We start from the raw sequence: 13,692 nt of genomic DNA on the forward strand, positions 1-13,692 counted from the left end.
GCCCCTCATCCCTTCCGTCCGGGTCCCCGGAGCCGTACCGACAGCTTGGGCCGCCGGGCCGTGCCGAGGTCGGTCACCGCGTCGGACAGGGCCGCGTCCAGGTCGGCGCGTACCTCCGACGGGTCGCGGAAGTGCGAGATAACCCGGACCTCGGCCCTGCGGCGGCGCATCCGCACCTTCGCCTCCCGCACCCCGGACACCCCCACGGCCCGGTCGCGCAGCACCTGGGCGGCGGCCTCGCGGGTGAGCGCGGCGCGCACGTCCGGGCGCGGGCGCAGCATGGGCAGCAGGCGGCGCAGACCGGGGGTGAGGGCGAGCAGGATCAGCCACAGGCCGACCGCGGTGACGAAGGCGGCGCCCGCGAGCACCCAGAGATAGTCCAGGGGCTGTTCGGCCAGCTGGCGGGCGAGTTCGCGGCGCCAGTACATCGCGGGGTGCCCGGTCCGCACGGCGACGACGTCGTACAGCAGCAGTCCGGCGCCGCCGATCAGGAGCAGGGCGGTGATCGCCGAGGGGACGCGGCGGGGCGACCAGAACCGGCCGCTGCTCCCGGCCGACGGGGGCGGTACTGCGGGCCCGTCAGGCCGCGGGAGGTGGTCGTCCGTGCCGACGACGGGCATCGGGCGGGTGGTGTCCGGCGGATGCTCGGTCATACCGTCCTCCCCTGCCGCTCCCCGGGCAGCCGCAGCCGCTCGACCTGGACGACCACCTCCGGCACCTCCATGTTGGCCAGCGTGCCGACCCGTTCGGTGACCCGGCGGCGTACGGCGGCGCAGCGGGCGCCGATGTCACCGGGATACTCCAGCTCCAGGGCGACCCGTACCCGGGCCGTGCCGAAGGGGCTGTCCTCCGCCGGACCGGTGCCGCGCGCCCGGGGGCGGACGTCGACCGTGGCGTGGGGGGCGGTGAGGTTCCGGGGCAGCGGGGCGATCGCCTCGCGCGCGGCGCGGGCCGCGATCTTGGCGACGACCCGGTCCGCGACCCGGGTGAACCCGCGCTCGCCCGGCGGGGTGCGTTCCAAGACGGCCGGCGCCGACGCGCCGGCGTCCGTGCTCATCGCGGTCACCGGCGCCAGTCGCGCCGGTCGCCGCCGGTGCGGAACCGGTCGTCACGGGTGCGGTCGTCGCGGCGGCGGAAGAAGTCACCGAGTTCCAGCTCACCGTCCACGAAGCGGCCGGCGAAGAATCCGACGGCCCCCAGGGCCGCCACCAGCACGAAGGCTCCGAAGCCGCCGTAGAACCCGGCGAAGCCCAGCGCCATTCCGGCGATCATGCCGACTGCTGCCATGCTCATCTCTGCAGCGCTCCTTCAGCTGAGTCAGCCCGCCCGGCCGGCTGACCCAGCCGGTCCGGCCTCATACTCCGAATACCCCGTGACTCACTGGATACGTGGCTGCTCCGGCTCCTCGTCCTCCTCGTCGTCGGGAAGGTGGACGTCGCTGACCGCGATGTTGACCTCGACGACCTCCAGGCCGGTCATGCGCTCCACGGCGGCGATCACGTTCTCCCGGACCGCGCGGGAGACATCGCTGATCGGGAAGCCGTAGTCGACGACGATCTCCAGGTCGAGCGCGGTCTGCACCTCGCCGACCTCCGCCTTCACGCCTCGGGTCACCGCCTTGCCACCGCCGGGGACCCGGTCGCGCACCGCGCCGAGCGTGCGGGAGATCCCGCTGCCCATGGCGTGCACGCCCACGACGTCGCGGGCGGCCATCCCGGCGATCTTCTCGACGACTCCGTCCGCGATCGTGGTGCGGCCTCGGGTCGCCGGGTCGCCGCCGCCGGACCGGGACTTGCGGGCCGAGGTCTGCTGTTCGCCCTCGCCGCCATGGGTTGCCATCTCGCTCATCGCCACTGCTCCCCTTTTCGGTCGTCGTTCTCCGACCACCGTAAGCACGCCTGCGCCGTCGCGCGCCGTGGAGAGGGCAGGGTGGAGGAATGACGGCGGACTGGACACAGGCGGTACGGCAGAGACTGGCGCCCGGCAGGCTGCTGCCGCTCGGCGGCAGCCGGGACGGCGCGTGGATGACGGAGCAGGCCGCCCGGACGGTGCTGGGCGAGGCGGCGGCGGCCGGGGTTCCGGGGGCGCGGCTGGGCACGCTGCGGATCGCGGCGTCCGGCCCGGGCCGGACGCGGGAGCCGGTCGTGCCGGCGCCGCCGAGCGCGCTGTGGCCGGGTCCGCTGCGGGTGACGGCGGACTTCGCGGCGTCCGGCGACCGGCCGCTGCCGGTGACGGCGGAGCGGCTGCGGGAGGTTCTGACCGCGGCGGCCGAGCGGCTGGGGCTGGAGGTGAGCGAGGTGGACCTGCGGGTGACGGACCTGCTGGAGCCCGCCGCCGAACCGGCTCCGGCGGCCCGCGCGCAGCGGCCGCCGGACGCCGAGCGGACCACCGACCCGGACGAGGCGTCGGTGGCCGCGGCGGTGCTCACGGTGGCCGGGGTGACCCGGCTGACGGCCGCCTTCGGCGACCGGGGTCACGCCGTCCGGGTCGAGCGGCGCGAGTCGGGCGCGGCGCTCCCGCACCGGCATGTGTTCGTGGAGCTGGCCACGGACTCCGCGCACCGGGCCGTCGAGGTGGCCCAGCGGGTGCGCGCGGCGGTACGGGAGACGCTGGAGGACCGCCCGACGGTGGCGGTCCTGGTGACCGGCGTGGAGTGAGTGCCGGGGCGTGCTCAGTCGCCGATGCCCGCCAGGTCGCGGAGCCTGCGGGCCTGGGCGGCGCGCTCGGCGACGACCTGCTCGTCGAAGGAGCGGCCGACGGCACCGCGCAGCAGCGCCTTGGTCTCCACGACGGCGTCCCGCGGCGCGGCCAGCACGGCGGAGGCCAGGTCGGCGGCGGCGCCGTCGAGTTCGGCGGCGGGCACGGCGACGCTGGCGAGGCCGGAGACGACCGCCTCCTCGGCGTGCACGAAGCGGCCGGTCACGCAGATCTCCAGCGCGCGGGCGTAGCCGACCAGGCCGACCAGCGGGTGGGTCCCGGTGAGGTCGGGCACCAGGCCGAGGCTGGTCTCGCGCATGGCGAACTGCACGTCGTCGGCGACGACGCGCAGGTCACAGGCGAGCGCCAGCTGGAAACCGGCGCCGATGGCGTGTCCCTGCACGGCGGCGATGGACACGATGTCGTTGCGCCGCCACCAGGTGAACGCCTCCTGGTACGCGGAGATGGTCGCGTCGATCCCGGCGTCGTCACGGCGCGCGAGATCGATGAAGGTCGGCTCGCCCTCGATCCCCTCCGGGGTGAACATCTGGCGGTCCAGCCCGGCGGAGAAGGACTTGCCCTCGCCGCGCAGCACGACGACCCGGACGGAGCCCGGCAGCGCCTGGCCCGCCTCGGCGAGCGCCCGCCACAGAGCGGGGCTCTGCGCGTTGCGCTTGGCCGGGTTGGCCAGGGTCACCGTGGCGAGCGCGCCGTCCACGGTGAGCCGTACGCCGTCCTTGTCGAGTACAGGAGCGAGGTCCTGGTCGGGCGAAGCCATGGGGCGCCTCCGGTGGGTGCGGTCATCGCGCGATGCCGTACGGCACCGCGAAGTGACTGCACAGTAACCACCCGGACGATCACGGGACCGACCGGGTGGCCACCATCGACGCCGATGGTCCGCCCGGAGTCAGGACGACGCGGCTTTCTTGCCCCGCGTCGCTCCGCCACGCCCACGGAGCGTGACGCCCGACTCGCTGAGCATCCGGTGCACGAATCCATATGAGCGACCGGTCTCCTCGGCCAGCGCTCGGATGCTCGCACCGGAGTCGTACTTCTTCTTCAGGTCTGCCGCGAGCTTGTCGCGCGCGGCGCCGGTAACCCGGCTGCCCTTCTTCAGAGTCTCGGCCACCCGTGCCTCCTCATGGGAAGTGCGCTCTGGTCTTCTCATGATCACCCCTACGCGTCGGGTTGGCCACCCATTCGGCAAGGTCCGTGAGACGAGGTTGTGACGACAGGAGCGCGTCCCCACATACGGAATCAGGGATTCCGAAGCCGGGCGCGCGTACCGCCGAACGGGTGGAATCAGGAAGTCCCAGGTCAGAGACGCGCGACGGCCGGTCCCCCGGTACCGCTGGGGTACGGGGGGACCGGCCGCGAAATCCGTGTAGGACACACCTCGGGATGAGGAGATCTCACTCAGATGGTGGATCACCGCTGGGCCGAATGATCCGGTCGGGGCGGATCACCGGGCCTCCCGCGGGCGCGGGAGGGCGGGCGGAGGTCAGGCGAGGGCCACCAGATCGGCGTAACCGGAGCCCCACAGGTCCTCCACGCCGTCCGGGAGCAGGATGATCCGCTCCGGCTGGAGCGCCTCGACGGCGCCCTCGTCGTGGGTGACCAGGACGACCGCGCCCTTGTAGGTGCGCAGGGCGCCGAGGATCTCCTCGCGGCTGGCGGGGTCGAGGTTGTTGGTGGGCTCGTCCAGCAGCAGCACGTTGGCCGAGGAGACGACCAGGGTGGCGAGCGCCAGGCGGGTCTTCTCGCCGCCGGAGAGGACCCCGGCGGGCTTGTCGACGTCGTCGCCGGAGAACAGGAACGAGCCGAGCACCTTGCGGACCTCGACCAGGTCCAGGTCCGGGGCGGCCGAGCGCATGTTCTCCAGCACCGAGCGCTCGGGGTCCAGGGTCTCGTGCTCCTGGGCGTAGTAGCCGAGCTTGAGGCCGTGGCCGGGGACGACCTCGCCGGTGTCGGGCTGCTCCGCGCCGCCGAGCAGGCGCAGCAGCGTCGTCTTGCCGGCGCCGTTGAGGCCGAGGATGACGACCCGGGAGCCCTTGTCGATGGCCAGGTCGACGTCGGTGAAGATCTCCAGCGAGCCGTACGACTTCGACAGGCCCTCCGCCATCAGCGGGGTCTTGCCGCAGGGGGCGGGCTCGGGGAAGCGGAGCTTGGCGACCTTGTCGGACTGGCGGACCGCCTCCAGGCCGGAGAGCAGCTTGTCGGCGCGCTTGGCCATGTTCTGCGCGGCGACCGTCTTGGTGGCCTTGGCGCGCATCTTGTCGGCCTGCGAGTGCAGGGCGGCGGCCTTCTTCTCGGCGTTCTGCCGCTCGCGCTTGCGGCGCTTCTCGTCGGCCTCGCGCTGCTGCTGGTAGAGCTTCCAGCCCATGTTGTAGACGTCGATCTGGGAGCGGTTGGCGTCCAGGTAGAACACCTTGTTGACCACCGTCTCGACCAGCTCGACGTCGTGGGAGATCACGATGAAGCCGCCGCGGTAGGTCTTGAGGTAGTCCCGCAGCCAGACGATCGAGTCGGCGTCGAGGTGGTTGGTCGGCTCGTCGAGCAGCAGGGTGTCGGCGTCCGAGAACAGGATGCGGGCCAGCTCGATACGGCGGCGCTGACCACCGGAGAGGGTGTGCAGCGGCTGGCCGAGCGCGCGGTCGGGCAGGTTGAGCGCGGCGGCGATGGTCGCGGCCTCGGCCTCGGCGGAGTAGCCGCCCTTGGTGAGGAACTCCGTCTCCTGGCGCTCGTACTGCCGCATGGCCTTGTCGCGGGTGGCGCCGGAACCGTTGGCGATGCGCTGCTCGTTCTCGCGCATCTTGCGGATCAGCACGTCCAGGCCGCGGGCGGAGAGGATGCGGTCGCGGCCGAGGACGTCGAGGTCTCCGGTGCGGGGGTCCTGCGGGAGGTAGCCGACCTCGCCGGAGCGGGTGATGGTGCCGGCGGCCGGGATGCCGTCACCGGCGAGGCACTTGGTGAGGGTGGTCTTGCCTGCGCCGTTGCGGCCGACGAGGCCGATGCGGTCACCCTTGGCGACACGGAAGGTGGCGTTCTCGATGAGGACGCGCGCACCGGCGCGCAGCTCGATACCGGAGGCGGAGATCACGGACATACTCCTGGGCGTACGTGGTTGACGGATGGGCGGCTGTCGAGGGCGTTCCCGCCGTCTAATGCGCGAGGAGAATGGCCATGGAGCCATTCTAACGGGGGCGGGCAAGCCCTTTTCCTGCGTCGGGTGGCGGGGTGCGGGCGTCGCGGGGTAAGGATGGCGCGAGGGCTGCGGCACGTGGCGGCACCGACGGAGGGTGGTGGGCGTATGCAGTTCGACGACGACGCGGATCTGGACACCTCCGAGGTGCGGGACGTGCGCGGGAGCCGGATGCCGGGCGGCCGCGCGGTCGGCGGCGGTGTCGTCGGGCTGGTCGCGGTGCTGCTGGCGCTGTTCCTGGGCGTGGGTCCGGACCAGCTGGGGCTCTCCGGGGGCGGGGAGGGCACGGCGGCCGAGCCGTCCTCGCTGGGCGAGGTCCAGCGGGACTGCCGGACCGGCCGGGACGCCAACAGCAGGGACGACTGCCGGGCGGTCGCGGTGGTCAACAGCGTGCAGGACTACTGGTCGCAGGAGTTCGCCGGGCGCGGGGAGCGGTACACCCCGGCGCAGACGGTCTTCTTCAGCGGGCAGATCCGCACGGCCTGCGGGGCGGCGACGGCGGCCGTGGGGCCGTTCTACTGCCCCGGTGACCAGAAGGTCTATCTGGACCTGGGCTTCTTCGACGAGCTGCGCACGAAGTTCGGCGCGAGCGGTGGCCCGTTCGCGCAGGCGTACGTGATCGCGCACGAGTACGGCCACCACGTGCAGGACCTGAAGGGCACGCTGGGCCGCAGCCAGGACGGGCTGACCGGCGCCGACAGCAACTCGGTGCGTGTCGAACTGCAGGCGGACTGCTACGCCGGGGTGTGGGCGCACCACGCGACGACGACGCCGGACGAGTCGACGGGGCGGCCGCTGATCACCAGCCTGACCCCGCAGGACATCAAGGACGGGCTGAGCGCGGCGGCGGCCGTGGGCGACGACCGCATCCAGGAGCAGTTCCAGGGGCGCATCACGCCGGAGACCTGGACGCACGGCTCCTCGCTCCAGCGCCAGCAGTGGTTCGACCAGGGGTACCGGACGGGCGATCCGGAGCGGTGCGACACCTTCGGCTGAGGCGCCGGGGGCGGAACGGGACGTGACGGGACGGAATCGTTCACGAGGGAGTGATCGGCATGACGGACACCGGTGGGCGCCCGAGCGTGTACCCGACGCTGCTGTACGCGGACGCGCGGGCGGCGATCGCCCAGCTCACACAGGCGCTGGGCTTCACCGAGCTGGCGGTGTACGAGTCGGAGGACGGCACCGTCCTGCACGCGGAGCTGGCCCAGGGCAACGGCGCGGTGATGCTGGGGTCCAAGGGGCGCGGCGGTGCCTTCGACGGCGCCATGGCGGGCGCCGGTCCGACGGGGGTGTACGTGGTCGTGGCGGACGTGGACGCCCACCACCGCCGGGCGGTGGAGCACGGCGTGGAGATCCTGATGCCCCCGACCGACCAGGACTACGGCTCGCGGGACTACATGGCGCGCGACGCCGAGGGCAACATCTTCAGCTTCGGTACGTACGCCCCCGCGCTGACCTCCTGAGCGGCGGGGGCGCCGGTGCGGGCCCGGCTCAGCCCCCGGTGTGCACCTGGAAGGCGGCGCGGCGCACGGCCTTGGCGAGGGCGGGGTCGGGGTGGGCGGCGGCGAGCGCCACCAGGACCTGCACCGTGCGGGGGTGACCGACGGCCCGGACCTCCTCCAGCAGGGCGGGGACGGTGGGCTGCAGCGCCGCCTCCAGGTGGCGCACCAGCATGTCGGTCTCGCCGTGGTCGGCGACGGCGGCGGCGGTGTCGACCCACAGCCAGGTGGCTTCCTCCCGGGTGAGGACCTCGTGGGCGTCCTCCGGGTCGACGCCGTCGTACTCGGCGAGCCAGAGCAGGGCGTAGGGCCGCAGGGCGGGCTCCGCGACCACGGCGCGGACGTCGTGCTCGGCCGGGGCGCCGACCACGCGCAGCGCCTCGAAGGCGAGGCCGCGCAGCAGGGCGTCCTCGCCCCGGGCGGCGGCCAGGAGCTGGCCGACGGCGCCGCCGACCGTGCGGGCGGCGAGCCAGGCGCGGTACTCGGCGCGGGCGGCGTTGGGGCGGAGCTGGGCGCAGCCACGGAGCATGTCCTCGGCGGACTGCTCGATGTTGCCCGCGGGGCTCTGCGCGGCCACGCAGATCTGCTCCAGCTTGACCCAGACCGCCCAGTTGCCGAGCGGGGTGAGCGTGGCGTGGCCGTCGCCGTGGGTGAGGGCGCCGACGCCCGCGAGCGCTTCGACGGCCCAGTCCAGGAGCGGGGCGAGGGGGACGTCGTCCGGGGCGGGCGCGGCGAGGACGGGTGCCTCCACGACGCCGGGCGCGTAGGTGATCTCGCAGCGCTCGGTGCGCAGTTCGGTGACCCGCTGCTGGAGCAGGTCGAGCAGCTGCTCGGCGGGGACGGGCCCGGCGGAGAGCTGGAGGAAGGAGAGGACCTGGGGCATCGCCGAGACGACCTCGGCGACGGTGGCCGGTTCCTGGTCCCGGGGTTCCGGGCAGGCCAGCGACCAGGCGTCGAAGAGGGCGACCCAGCCGCGCAGCACGGCGCTGTCGTCCCGGTCCCAGGCGCGCAGGCGCCAGCCGGGGCGTGCGCTGTCGCCGTGCACCTCGACGAGTCCGGAGAGCCGGGCGGTGTCCCAGTCGGCGCGGATCTGCTCGGCGGTGAGGCCGAGGTCGGCCGCGGCGCGCTCGGCGGTCGCGTCGGAGAGGGTGGCCTTGCCGTCCGCGGTGGCGCCGTCGCCGCCGGGGCCGAGGGCGTGGTCGGCCCACCGGGCCACGCGGACCGCCCCGGCGAGGACGGTGCGGGCCAGTCGGGCCAGTTCGGCGGGGGCCGGCGTCCCCTCGGGCGGCCGGGGCGCGGCGCGGCGCGTGCGCCGCTGGTTCACAGCTCTGGGGGCGGCGGCCAGGGGTCGCGGTCGGACGAGTCGAAGCCTGGAGTCGCGCGGGATACGGGACGTCACGGGTGCAGTCTTCCGGTTGACGGTCCGAAAACCCAAACGGGATGTCACAGCGGGCGACACAGAGGGCCAAGGGACGGGCCCCGAGGGGCGGTCGAGGGAGCGCGGCGGGGCCGCCCGCGGCCTACAGCAGGGGGGTCAGGAAGCGGCGGAGGAGGTCCTCGTAGGCCGTGGGGTCGGTGTTCCACATGGCCGCGTGGGGGGCCCGGGGGACGGGGTGGAGGGAGACGAGTCCGGGCTGGCGGGCGGCGAGGCGGCGGGAGTCCGCCCAGGGGGCGACCTCGTCGTCGGGGCCGTGGATGATCAGGGTGGGCACCGTCAGGGGTTCCACGCCGACGGCCTGGCGGGCGGTGCGCATGCCGGCGCGGCCCTGGGCGGCGCGTACCGCGAGGGGCAGCAGCGGACCGGGGACGTGGCGGGCGCGGGCCAGGGCGCGCAGGGTGGTCTCCCAGCCGAGGACGGGCGAGTCGAGGATCAGCCCGGCGACGCGGTCGCGCACGGAGGAGCGTTCGGCGGCGCGCAGGGCCATCGTGGCGCCGGTGGACCAGCCGAGGAGGACGACCCGGCGGGCGCCGTAGCGGACGGCGTAGCGGATCGCCGCGTCCACGTCCCGCCACTCGGTCTCGCCGAGGTGGCTGAGGCCGTCCGGGGGGCGCGGGGCGCCGAGGTCGCCGCGGTGGGCGAGGGCGAGCACCGGGAGCCCGAGGGCGTGCAGGATGCCCATGACGTTGAGGGTCTGTTCGCGGGTGGCGCCCAGGCCGTGCACCGCGATGACCCAGGTGTCCCGCTGTCCGGGCACGAACCACGCGGGCAGTGCGCCGAGTTCGCCGGGTATGTCGATGTCGGCGTGGTCCAGCCCGAGCGCGGAGGCGGGGTCCCCCACGTACACGTTGGGGGTGAGCCAGGCGGAGTCTCCGGGGGCGAAGGTCCCGTGGGTGACGCGCTGGAGTTCGCGCACGACGGTGTCGGGGCTCTGCTCGGCGCCCTCCAGGACCGGTCCGAGGACGGCGTGGGAGCCGTCGCCCGCGAGGCCGTAGACGCCGGGGCGGCGGGAGGCGAGGTCGCGGGTGAGGGCGATCCGGCCGCCCTCGACGCCGTGCACGGTGAGCCGGGGTTCGGTGGGCAGCGGACGGCCGGGGGGCAGCTTCAGCGCGGCCCCGCTGGCCAGTCTGCCGACGGCCACGGACACGGCACCGGCGGCCAGCACGGCGCCGATCGCGGCGGCGGCTACGTGGACTTTGCGCACGGCTCCAGTGTCGGGGGGCCGGGCGGTACCGGCCAGCGGAGCACCTCCGCCGGGTTCAGCCGGGCTGCCCGTACCCCCGCAGCCGCTCCCCCGCCTCGGCCAGTTCCGCCTCGCTCAGCAGGGCGGGGGTCAGGCCGGGCACGGAGGACGCCGTGAGCCAGAGGCGGCACATCCACTCCAGCTGGGCGGTGCGGTCGTAGGCGGCCTCCAGGGTGTCGCCGTAGGTGACCGTGCCGTGGTTGCGCAGCAGGCAGCCGGAGCGGTCCTGAAGGGCACGGAGCATGTGGGCGGCCAGTTCGGGGGTGCCGTAGGCGGCGTAGGGGGCCACCCGTACGGGGCCGCCGAGGGCGCAGGTCATGTAGTGGACCGGGGGCAGCTCGGTGACGAGGGTGGAGACGGCCGTGGCGTGCACGGCGTGGGTGTGCACGACCGCGCCGGCGCCGGTGGTGCGGTACACCGCGAGGTGCATGGGGAGTTCGCTGGTCGGCACGAGGGTGCCCAGCACCTGGCGGCCGTCGAGGCCGACGCCGGTGATGTCGGCGGGGGTGAGCCGGTCGTAGGGCACGCCCGAGGGGGTGACCAGGACCGTGTCGCCCACCCGGGCCGAGACGTTGCCGGAGGTGCCGACGACCAGGCCGTCGGCGACGGTCCGCCGGGCCGTGGCCACCAGCTCCGCCCAGACCCGCGCCTCGTCGCCGTCCGCGTCCCGCCGCTGTTCCGCCATGCGGCGATCCTGCCAGCCGGCGGCCGGACGCGGGCCCGCTTCGACACCGGCTCCGGAAGTCCGGGACTCCAGGATTCCGGAACTCCGGGACTCCCCGACTCCGAACGAGCGAAAACGGGAGGAAAGCGTAGGGAAACGCGACAAATAGTCACACTTCTGACGCCCCTCCGGCATTCACTGGTCCCTCTTGCCCGCTGGACGACGCCTCACCGCCACCCGGGGGACCGCATGGCCCGTGACCGCTCATCAACACGCCGCCGCGCGGGCGTCCTCGCGGCGGCCCTCTCGGCACTCGCCCTCACCGGCGCCCATCCCCCGCCCGCCGAGGCCGCCGTACCGCGCGCGGGCCTGCCCCGCGGGCACGACGTCTCCTCCCACCAGAGGCGCGTCGACTGGCCCTCCGCCCGCGCCGAGGGCGCCCGGTTCGCGTACGTCAAGGCGACCGAGTCCACGACCTACCGCAACCCCTACTTCGCCGGTCAGTACAACGGCGCGCGCCGGGCCGGACTGATCCGCGGCGCCTACCACTTCGCGCTCCCCGACCGCTCCTCGGGCGCCGCGCAGGCCGCGTACTTCGTCCGGCACGGCGGCGACTGGCGGGCGGACGGGGTGACGCTGCCGCCCGCGCTCGACATCGAGTACAACCCGTACGACAAACGCCACAAGTGCTACGGGCTGAGCCGCAAGAAGATGGTGCGCTGGATCAGGTCCTTCAGCAACGAGGTCCGGCGCGAGACCGGCCGCCGCCCGGTCATCTACACCACCACCCACTGGTGGACCGCCTGCACCGGGAACAGCCGCGCCTTCTCCGCGGACCATGCCCTGTGGATCGCCAGCCACGGCTCCTCCGACCCCGGTGAGCTGCCGGGCGGCTGGGAGTACTGGACCTTCTGGCAGCACGGCACCAAGGGCCCGCTGCCGGGCGACCAGGACCTCTTCGACGGCTCCGTCGCCCGGCTGCGGGCCTTCGCGCGCGGGCACTGAACGGGGGCTGGAGAACGGCCGGGCGGCCCCGGAATCCGGGCCGCCGCTTCCGACACCGTGGCGCCCGGCCCAGTTCACCTTCCGTTCACTCAGGTTGCCTACGTTCATCCCGCCAACGACTTCGAACGATTGCCTGGGTAAATGGAAAGCTTGTCGCTGATCCTCGCGATTGTGGTGGTGACCGCACTCGCGTTCGATTTCACGAACGGTTTCCACGACACCGCCAACGCGATGGCCACCACCATCTCGACCGGTGCACTCAAGCCCAAGGTCGCGGTGGCCATGTCCGCCGCACTCAACCTGGTGGGCGCTTTTCTCTCGGTGGAGGTCGCCAACACGATCTCCAAGGGTCTCGTCGACGAGACCGGCATCCGTCCCGAGGTCATCTTCGCGGCCCTGACCGGCGCGATCCTCTGGAACCTCCTGACCTGGCTGGTGGGCCTGCCCTCCAGTTCCTCGCACGCCCTGATGGGCGGCCTGGTCGGCGCCACCGTCGCCTCGGCGGGCTTCGGCGCCGTCCACGGTGAGGTGCTCGTCACCAAGGTGCTGCTCCCCGCGGTCGCCGCGCCGATCGTGGCGGGCCTCGCCACCATGCTCGCCACCCGCCTCTCCTACGGCATCGGCCGCGAGGGCGACGGCGAGGCCAACCGCAAGGGCTACCGCGCCGGCCAGATCGCCTCGGCCGGCCTGGTCTCCCTGGCGCACGGCACCAACGACGCGCAGAAGACGATGGGCATCATCACCCTCGCGCTGATCGCGGGCGGTGCGCTGGCCCCCGGCTCCAACCCTCCCACCTGGGTGATCCTCTCCGCCGGCCTGGCCATCGCGCTCGGCACCTACATCGGCGGCTGGCGCATCATCCGCACCATGGGCAAGGGCCTGACCGACCTGGAGCCCCGTCAGGGCTTCGCCGCGCAGACCAGCGCCGCGACCGCGATCCTGGCCTCCTCGCACCTCGGCTTCTCCCTCTCCACCACCCACGTCGTCTCCGGCTCGGTGATGGGCGCGGGCCTCGGCCGCAAGGGCGGTGTGGTCCGCTGGTCCACCGCGACCCGGATGTTCGTGGCCTGGGCGCTGACCCTGCCGGCCGCCGCACTGGTCGGCGCGGGCGCCGAGGCCGTCACCGGACTCGGCGACTGGGGCACCGGGCTCGTCGCCCTCTTCCTGATCGGCTCCAGCTTCGCCATCTGGAAGATCTCCCGCCGCGAGGTCATCGACCACACCCACGTCACCACCGAGGAGTACGTCGAACCGGCCGGTGTGGTGACCACCGCGATGGCCATGGTGACCCCGCCCCCGGTGGGCACCGTCGCGGACGACCTGACGGCCACCATCCCGGCCGCCACCACCGAGCACAGCCACACCCCCGCCACCACCGCCCCGCCCGCCGCGGTCTGACCACCCGGCAACTGGAGGAACATCCCGATGAAGATCGACTGGGCGGCCCTCGGCTCCGTCTTCGGCGTCAGCCTCGTGGTCACGGTGGCCATGGTGGGCCTGTTCACCCTCGGCATCAACGGCCTGGCCCGCCGCGAGCGCGCCGCGGCCAACGGCGGTTCGGCGGCGCTCGCCGTCACCGGCGCCTACGCCTGCTTCGCCGCCTGCGCGGCGGCGGTGGGCTACGGCTTCTACCTGATCGTCGCCTAGCACCGACCCCGGAGGGCCCCCGCACGGCACACGCCGCGCGGGGGCCCTCCGCTGTCCCCACCGGTGCCGGTGTGGGTCTCCACACACTCTTCTCCCGCAGGTCACGGGCAGGTTGACGGCCCTTCCGGGCACGTGGTGGACTTCGCGGGCCATGTACGGCGGCAGCAGAGGAAGCCGGTGCGAATCCGGCGCGGTCCCGCCACTGTCACCGGGGAGCAGTCCCCGGGAGCCAGGAACTCTCGCCGCCGGTCTCGTCGAACCAGGGCGTGGACACCCTGAGTGAGGACTACCGTG

Annotated in this window: 16 protein-coding genes and 1 riboswitch; of the genes, 6 read left to right on the plus strand and 10 right to left on the minus strand. The window is 73.7% G+C overall.

Annotation, left to right across the window (positions count from 1 at the left end):
* Positions 1-5: 5 nt before the first annotated feature.
* The 4 genes from ABZ898_RS22740 to ABZ898_RS22755 form a co-directional block, all read right to left on the minus strand.
* A complete protein-coding gene (locus ABZ898_RS22740; protein ID WP_361661778.1) occupies positions 6-653 on the minus strand; it encodes a DUF6286 domain-containing protein in 648 nt (215 codons plus the stop codon).
* A complete protein-coding gene (locus ABZ898_RS22745; RefSeq protein ID WP_361661781.1) occupies positions 650-1,057 on the minus strand; it encodes a hypothetical protein in 408 nt (135 codons plus the stop codon). Before ABZ898_RS22745 ends, ABZ898_RS22740 begins: the two co-directional genes overlap by 4 nt.
* A 5-nt stretch (positions 1,058-1,062) precedes the next feature.
* Positions 1,063-1,293 (minus strand): hypothetical protein, encoded by a 231-nt coding sequence (locus ABZ898_RS22750; RefSeq protein ID WP_355199366.1) that lies wholly within the window; start codon positions 1,291-1,293, stop codon positions 1,063-1,065.
* An 84-nt stretch (positions 1,294-1,377) separates the two neighbouring features.
* Positions 1,378-1,848, minus strand: a complete 471-nt coding sequence (locus ABZ898_RS22755; RefSeq protein WP_361661784.1) for an Asp23/Gls24 family envelope stress response protein — start codon at positions 1,846-1,848, stop codon at positions 1,378-1,380.
* Positions 1,849-1,937: 89 nt separating this feature from the next.
* Between ABZ898_RS22755 and ABZ898_RS22760 the strand changes: the two genes are divergently transcribed.
* Positions 1,938-2,657: a nucleopolyhedrovirus P10 family protein gene (locus tag ABZ898_RS22760; protein WP_361661787.1), complete on the plus strand. Its 720-nt coding sequence runs from the start codon at positions 1,938-1,940 to the stop codon at positions 2,655-2,657.
* 14 nt (positions 2,658-2,671) lie between these two features.
* On the opposite strand, the gene ABZ898_RS22765 is transcribed toward ABZ898_RS22760, so the two are convergent.
* The 3 genes from ABZ898_RS22765 to abc-f form a co-directional block, all read right to left on the minus strand.
* Positions 2,672-3,475 (minus strand): enoyl-CoA hydratase/isomerase family protein, encoded by an 804-nt coding sequence (locus ABZ898_RS22765; RefSeq protein ID WP_361661790.1) that lies wholly within the window; start codon positions 3,473-3,475, stop codon positions 2,672-2,674.
* Between the two features lie 129 nt (positions 3,476-3,604).
* Positions 3,605-3,826 (minus strand): helix-turn-helix domain-containing protein, encoded by a 222-nt coding sequence (locus ABZ898_RS22770; RefSeq protein ID WP_004002281.1) that lies wholly within the window; start codon positions 3,824-3,826, stop codon positions 3,605-3,607.
* Between the two features lie 372 nt (positions 3,827-4,198).
* Positions 4,199-5,797: a ribosomal protection-like ABC-F family protein gene (abc-f, locus tag ABZ898_RS22775; protein ID WP_361662008.1), complete on the minus strand. Its 1,599-nt coding sequence runs from the start codon at positions 5,795-5,797 to the stop codon at positions 4,199-4,201.
* 210 nt (positions 5,798-6,007) lie between these two features.
* Between abc-f and ABZ898_RS22780 the strand changes: the two genes are divergently transcribed.
* Positions 6,008-6,895 carry a neutral zinc metallopeptidase gene (locus ABZ898_RS22780; RefSeq protein ID WP_361661793.1) on the plus strand — a complete coding sequence of 296 codons (888 nt, stop codon included), beginning with the start codon at positions 6,008-6,010 and terminating at the stop codon, positions 6,893-6,895.
* 59 nt (positions 6,896-6,954) lie between these two features.
* Positions 6,955-7,365, plus strand: coding sequence for a VOC family protein (locus tag ABZ898_RS22785; RefSeq protein WP_361661796.1), 411 nt, complete (start codon positions 6,955-6,957; stop codon positions 7,363-7,365).
* Positions 7,366-7,393: 28 nt separating this feature from the next.
* Here the strand turns inward: ABZ898_RS22785 and ABZ898_RS22790 are convergent, their stop codons facing one another.
* The 3 genes from ABZ898_RS22790 to ABZ898_RS22800 form a co-directional block, all read right to left on the minus strand.
* Entirely contained in the window at positions 7,394-8,800 is a 1,407-nt protein-coding gene (locus ABZ898_RS22790; protein WP_361661799.1) for a hypothetical protein, read from the minus strand.
* Between the two features lie 121 nt (positions 8,801-8,921).
* Positions 8,922-10,043 (minus strand): alpha/beta fold hydrolase, encoded by a 1,122-nt coding sequence (locus ABZ898_RS22795; protein ID WP_361661802.1) that lies wholly within the window; start codon positions 10,041-10,043, stop codon positions 8,922-8,924.
* A gap of 55 nt (positions 10,044-10,098) precedes the next feature.
* Positions 10,099-10,767: a class II aldolase/adducin family protein gene (locus tag ABZ898_RS22800; protein ID WP_361661805.1), complete on the minus strand. Its 669-nt coding sequence runs from the start codon at positions 10,765-10,767 to the stop codon at positions 10,099-10,101.
* Between the two features lie 228 nt (positions 10,768-10,995).
* Here ABZ898_RS22800 and ABZ898_RS22805 point away from each other — a divergent pair, with 228 nt between their 5' ends.
* The 3 genes from ABZ898_RS22805 (at position 10,996) to ABZ898_RS22815 (ending at position 13,398) form a co-directional block, all read left to right on the plus strand.
* Positions 10,996-11,751 (plus strand): lysozyme, encoded by a 756-nt coding sequence (locus tag ABZ898_RS22805; protein WP_361661807.1) that lies wholly within the window; start codon positions 10,996-10,998, stop codon positions 11,749-11,751.
* Between the two features lie 141 nt (positions 11,752-11,892).
* Positions 11,893-13,149 carry an inorganic phosphate transporter gene (locus tag ABZ898_RS22810; protein WP_361661810.1) on the plus strand — a complete coding sequence of 419 codons (1,257 nt, stop codon included), beginning with the start codon at positions 11,893-11,895 and terminating at the stop codon, positions 13,147-13,149.
* A 27-nt stretch (positions 13,150-13,176) separates the two neighbouring features.
* Positions 13,177-13,398 carry a hypothetical protein gene (locus ABZ898_RS22815; protein WP_361661813.1) on the plus strand — a complete coding sequence of 74 codons (222 nt, stop codon included), beginning with the start codon at positions 13,177-13,179 and terminating at the stop codon, positions 13,396-13,398.
* Positions 13,399-13,525: 127 nt separating this feature from the next.
* A riboswitch (cobalamin riboswitch) is annotated at positions 13,526-13,658 on the plus strand.
* Positions 13,659-13,692 lie beyond the last annotated feature (34 nt).

This window comes from Streptomyces sp. NPDC046860 (assembly GCF_040645115.1).
In the GTDB taxonomy this organism is placed as follows: Bacteria; Actinomycetota; Actinomycetes; order Streptomycetales; family Streptomycetaceae; genus Streptomyces.

What these genes read in the sequence shown, in the direction of transcription:
- ABZ898_RS22760 (WP_361661787.1), top strand. Translation starts at nt 1,938, where the DNA reads ATGACGGCGGACTGGACACAGGCGGTACGGCAGAGACTGGCGCCCGGC.
- ABZ898_RS22765 (WP_361661790.1), bottom strand. Translation starts at nt 3,475, where the DNA reads ATGGCTTCGCCCGACCAGGACCTCGCTCCTGTACTCGACAAGGACGGC.
- ABZ898_RS22810 (WP_361661810.1), top strand. Translation starts at nt 11,893, where the DNA reads ATGGAAAGCTTGTCGCTGATCCTCGCGATTGTGGTGGTGACCGCACTC.
- ABZ898_RS22805 (WP_361661807.1), top strand. Translation starts at nt 10,996, where the DNA reads ATGGCCCGTGACCGCTCATCAACACGCCGCCGCGCGGGCGTCCTCGCG.
- ABZ898_RS22750 (WP_355199366.1), bottom strand. Translation starts at nt 1,293, where the DNA reads ATGAGCATGGCAGCAGTCGGCATGATCGCCGGAATGGCGCTGGGCTTC.
- ABZ898_RS22815 (WP_361661813.1), top strand. Translation starts at nt 13,177, where the DNA reads ATGAAGATCGACTGGGCGGCCCTCGGCTCCGTCTTCGGCGTCAGCCTC.
- ABZ898_RS22740 (WP_361661778.1), bottom strand. Translation starts at nt 653, where the DNA reads ATGACCGAGCATCCGCCGGACACCACCCGCCCGATGCCCGTCGTCGGC.
- ABZ898_RS22785 (WP_361661796.1), top strand. Translation starts at nt 6,955, where the DNA reads ATGACGGACACCGGTGGGCGCCCGAGCGTGTACCCGACGCTGCTGTAC.
- ABZ898_RS22745 (WP_361661781.1), bottom strand. Translation starts at nt 1,057, where the DNA reads ATGAGCACGGACGCCGGCGCGTCGGCGCCGGCCGTCTTGGAACGCACC.
- ABZ898_RS22755 (WP_361661784.1), bottom strand. Translation starts at nt 1,848, where the DNA reads ATGAGCGAGATGGCAACCCATGGCGGCGAGGGCGAACAGCAGACCTCG.
- ABZ898_RS22800 (WP_361661805.1), bottom strand. Translation starts at nt 10,767, where the DNA reads ATGGCGGAACAGCGGCGGGACGCGGACGGCGACGAGGCGCGGGTCTGG.
- ABZ898_RS22780 (WP_361661793.1), top strand. Translation starts at nt 6,008, where the DNA reads ATGCAGTTCGACGACGACGCGGATCTGGACACCTCCGAGGTGCGGGAC.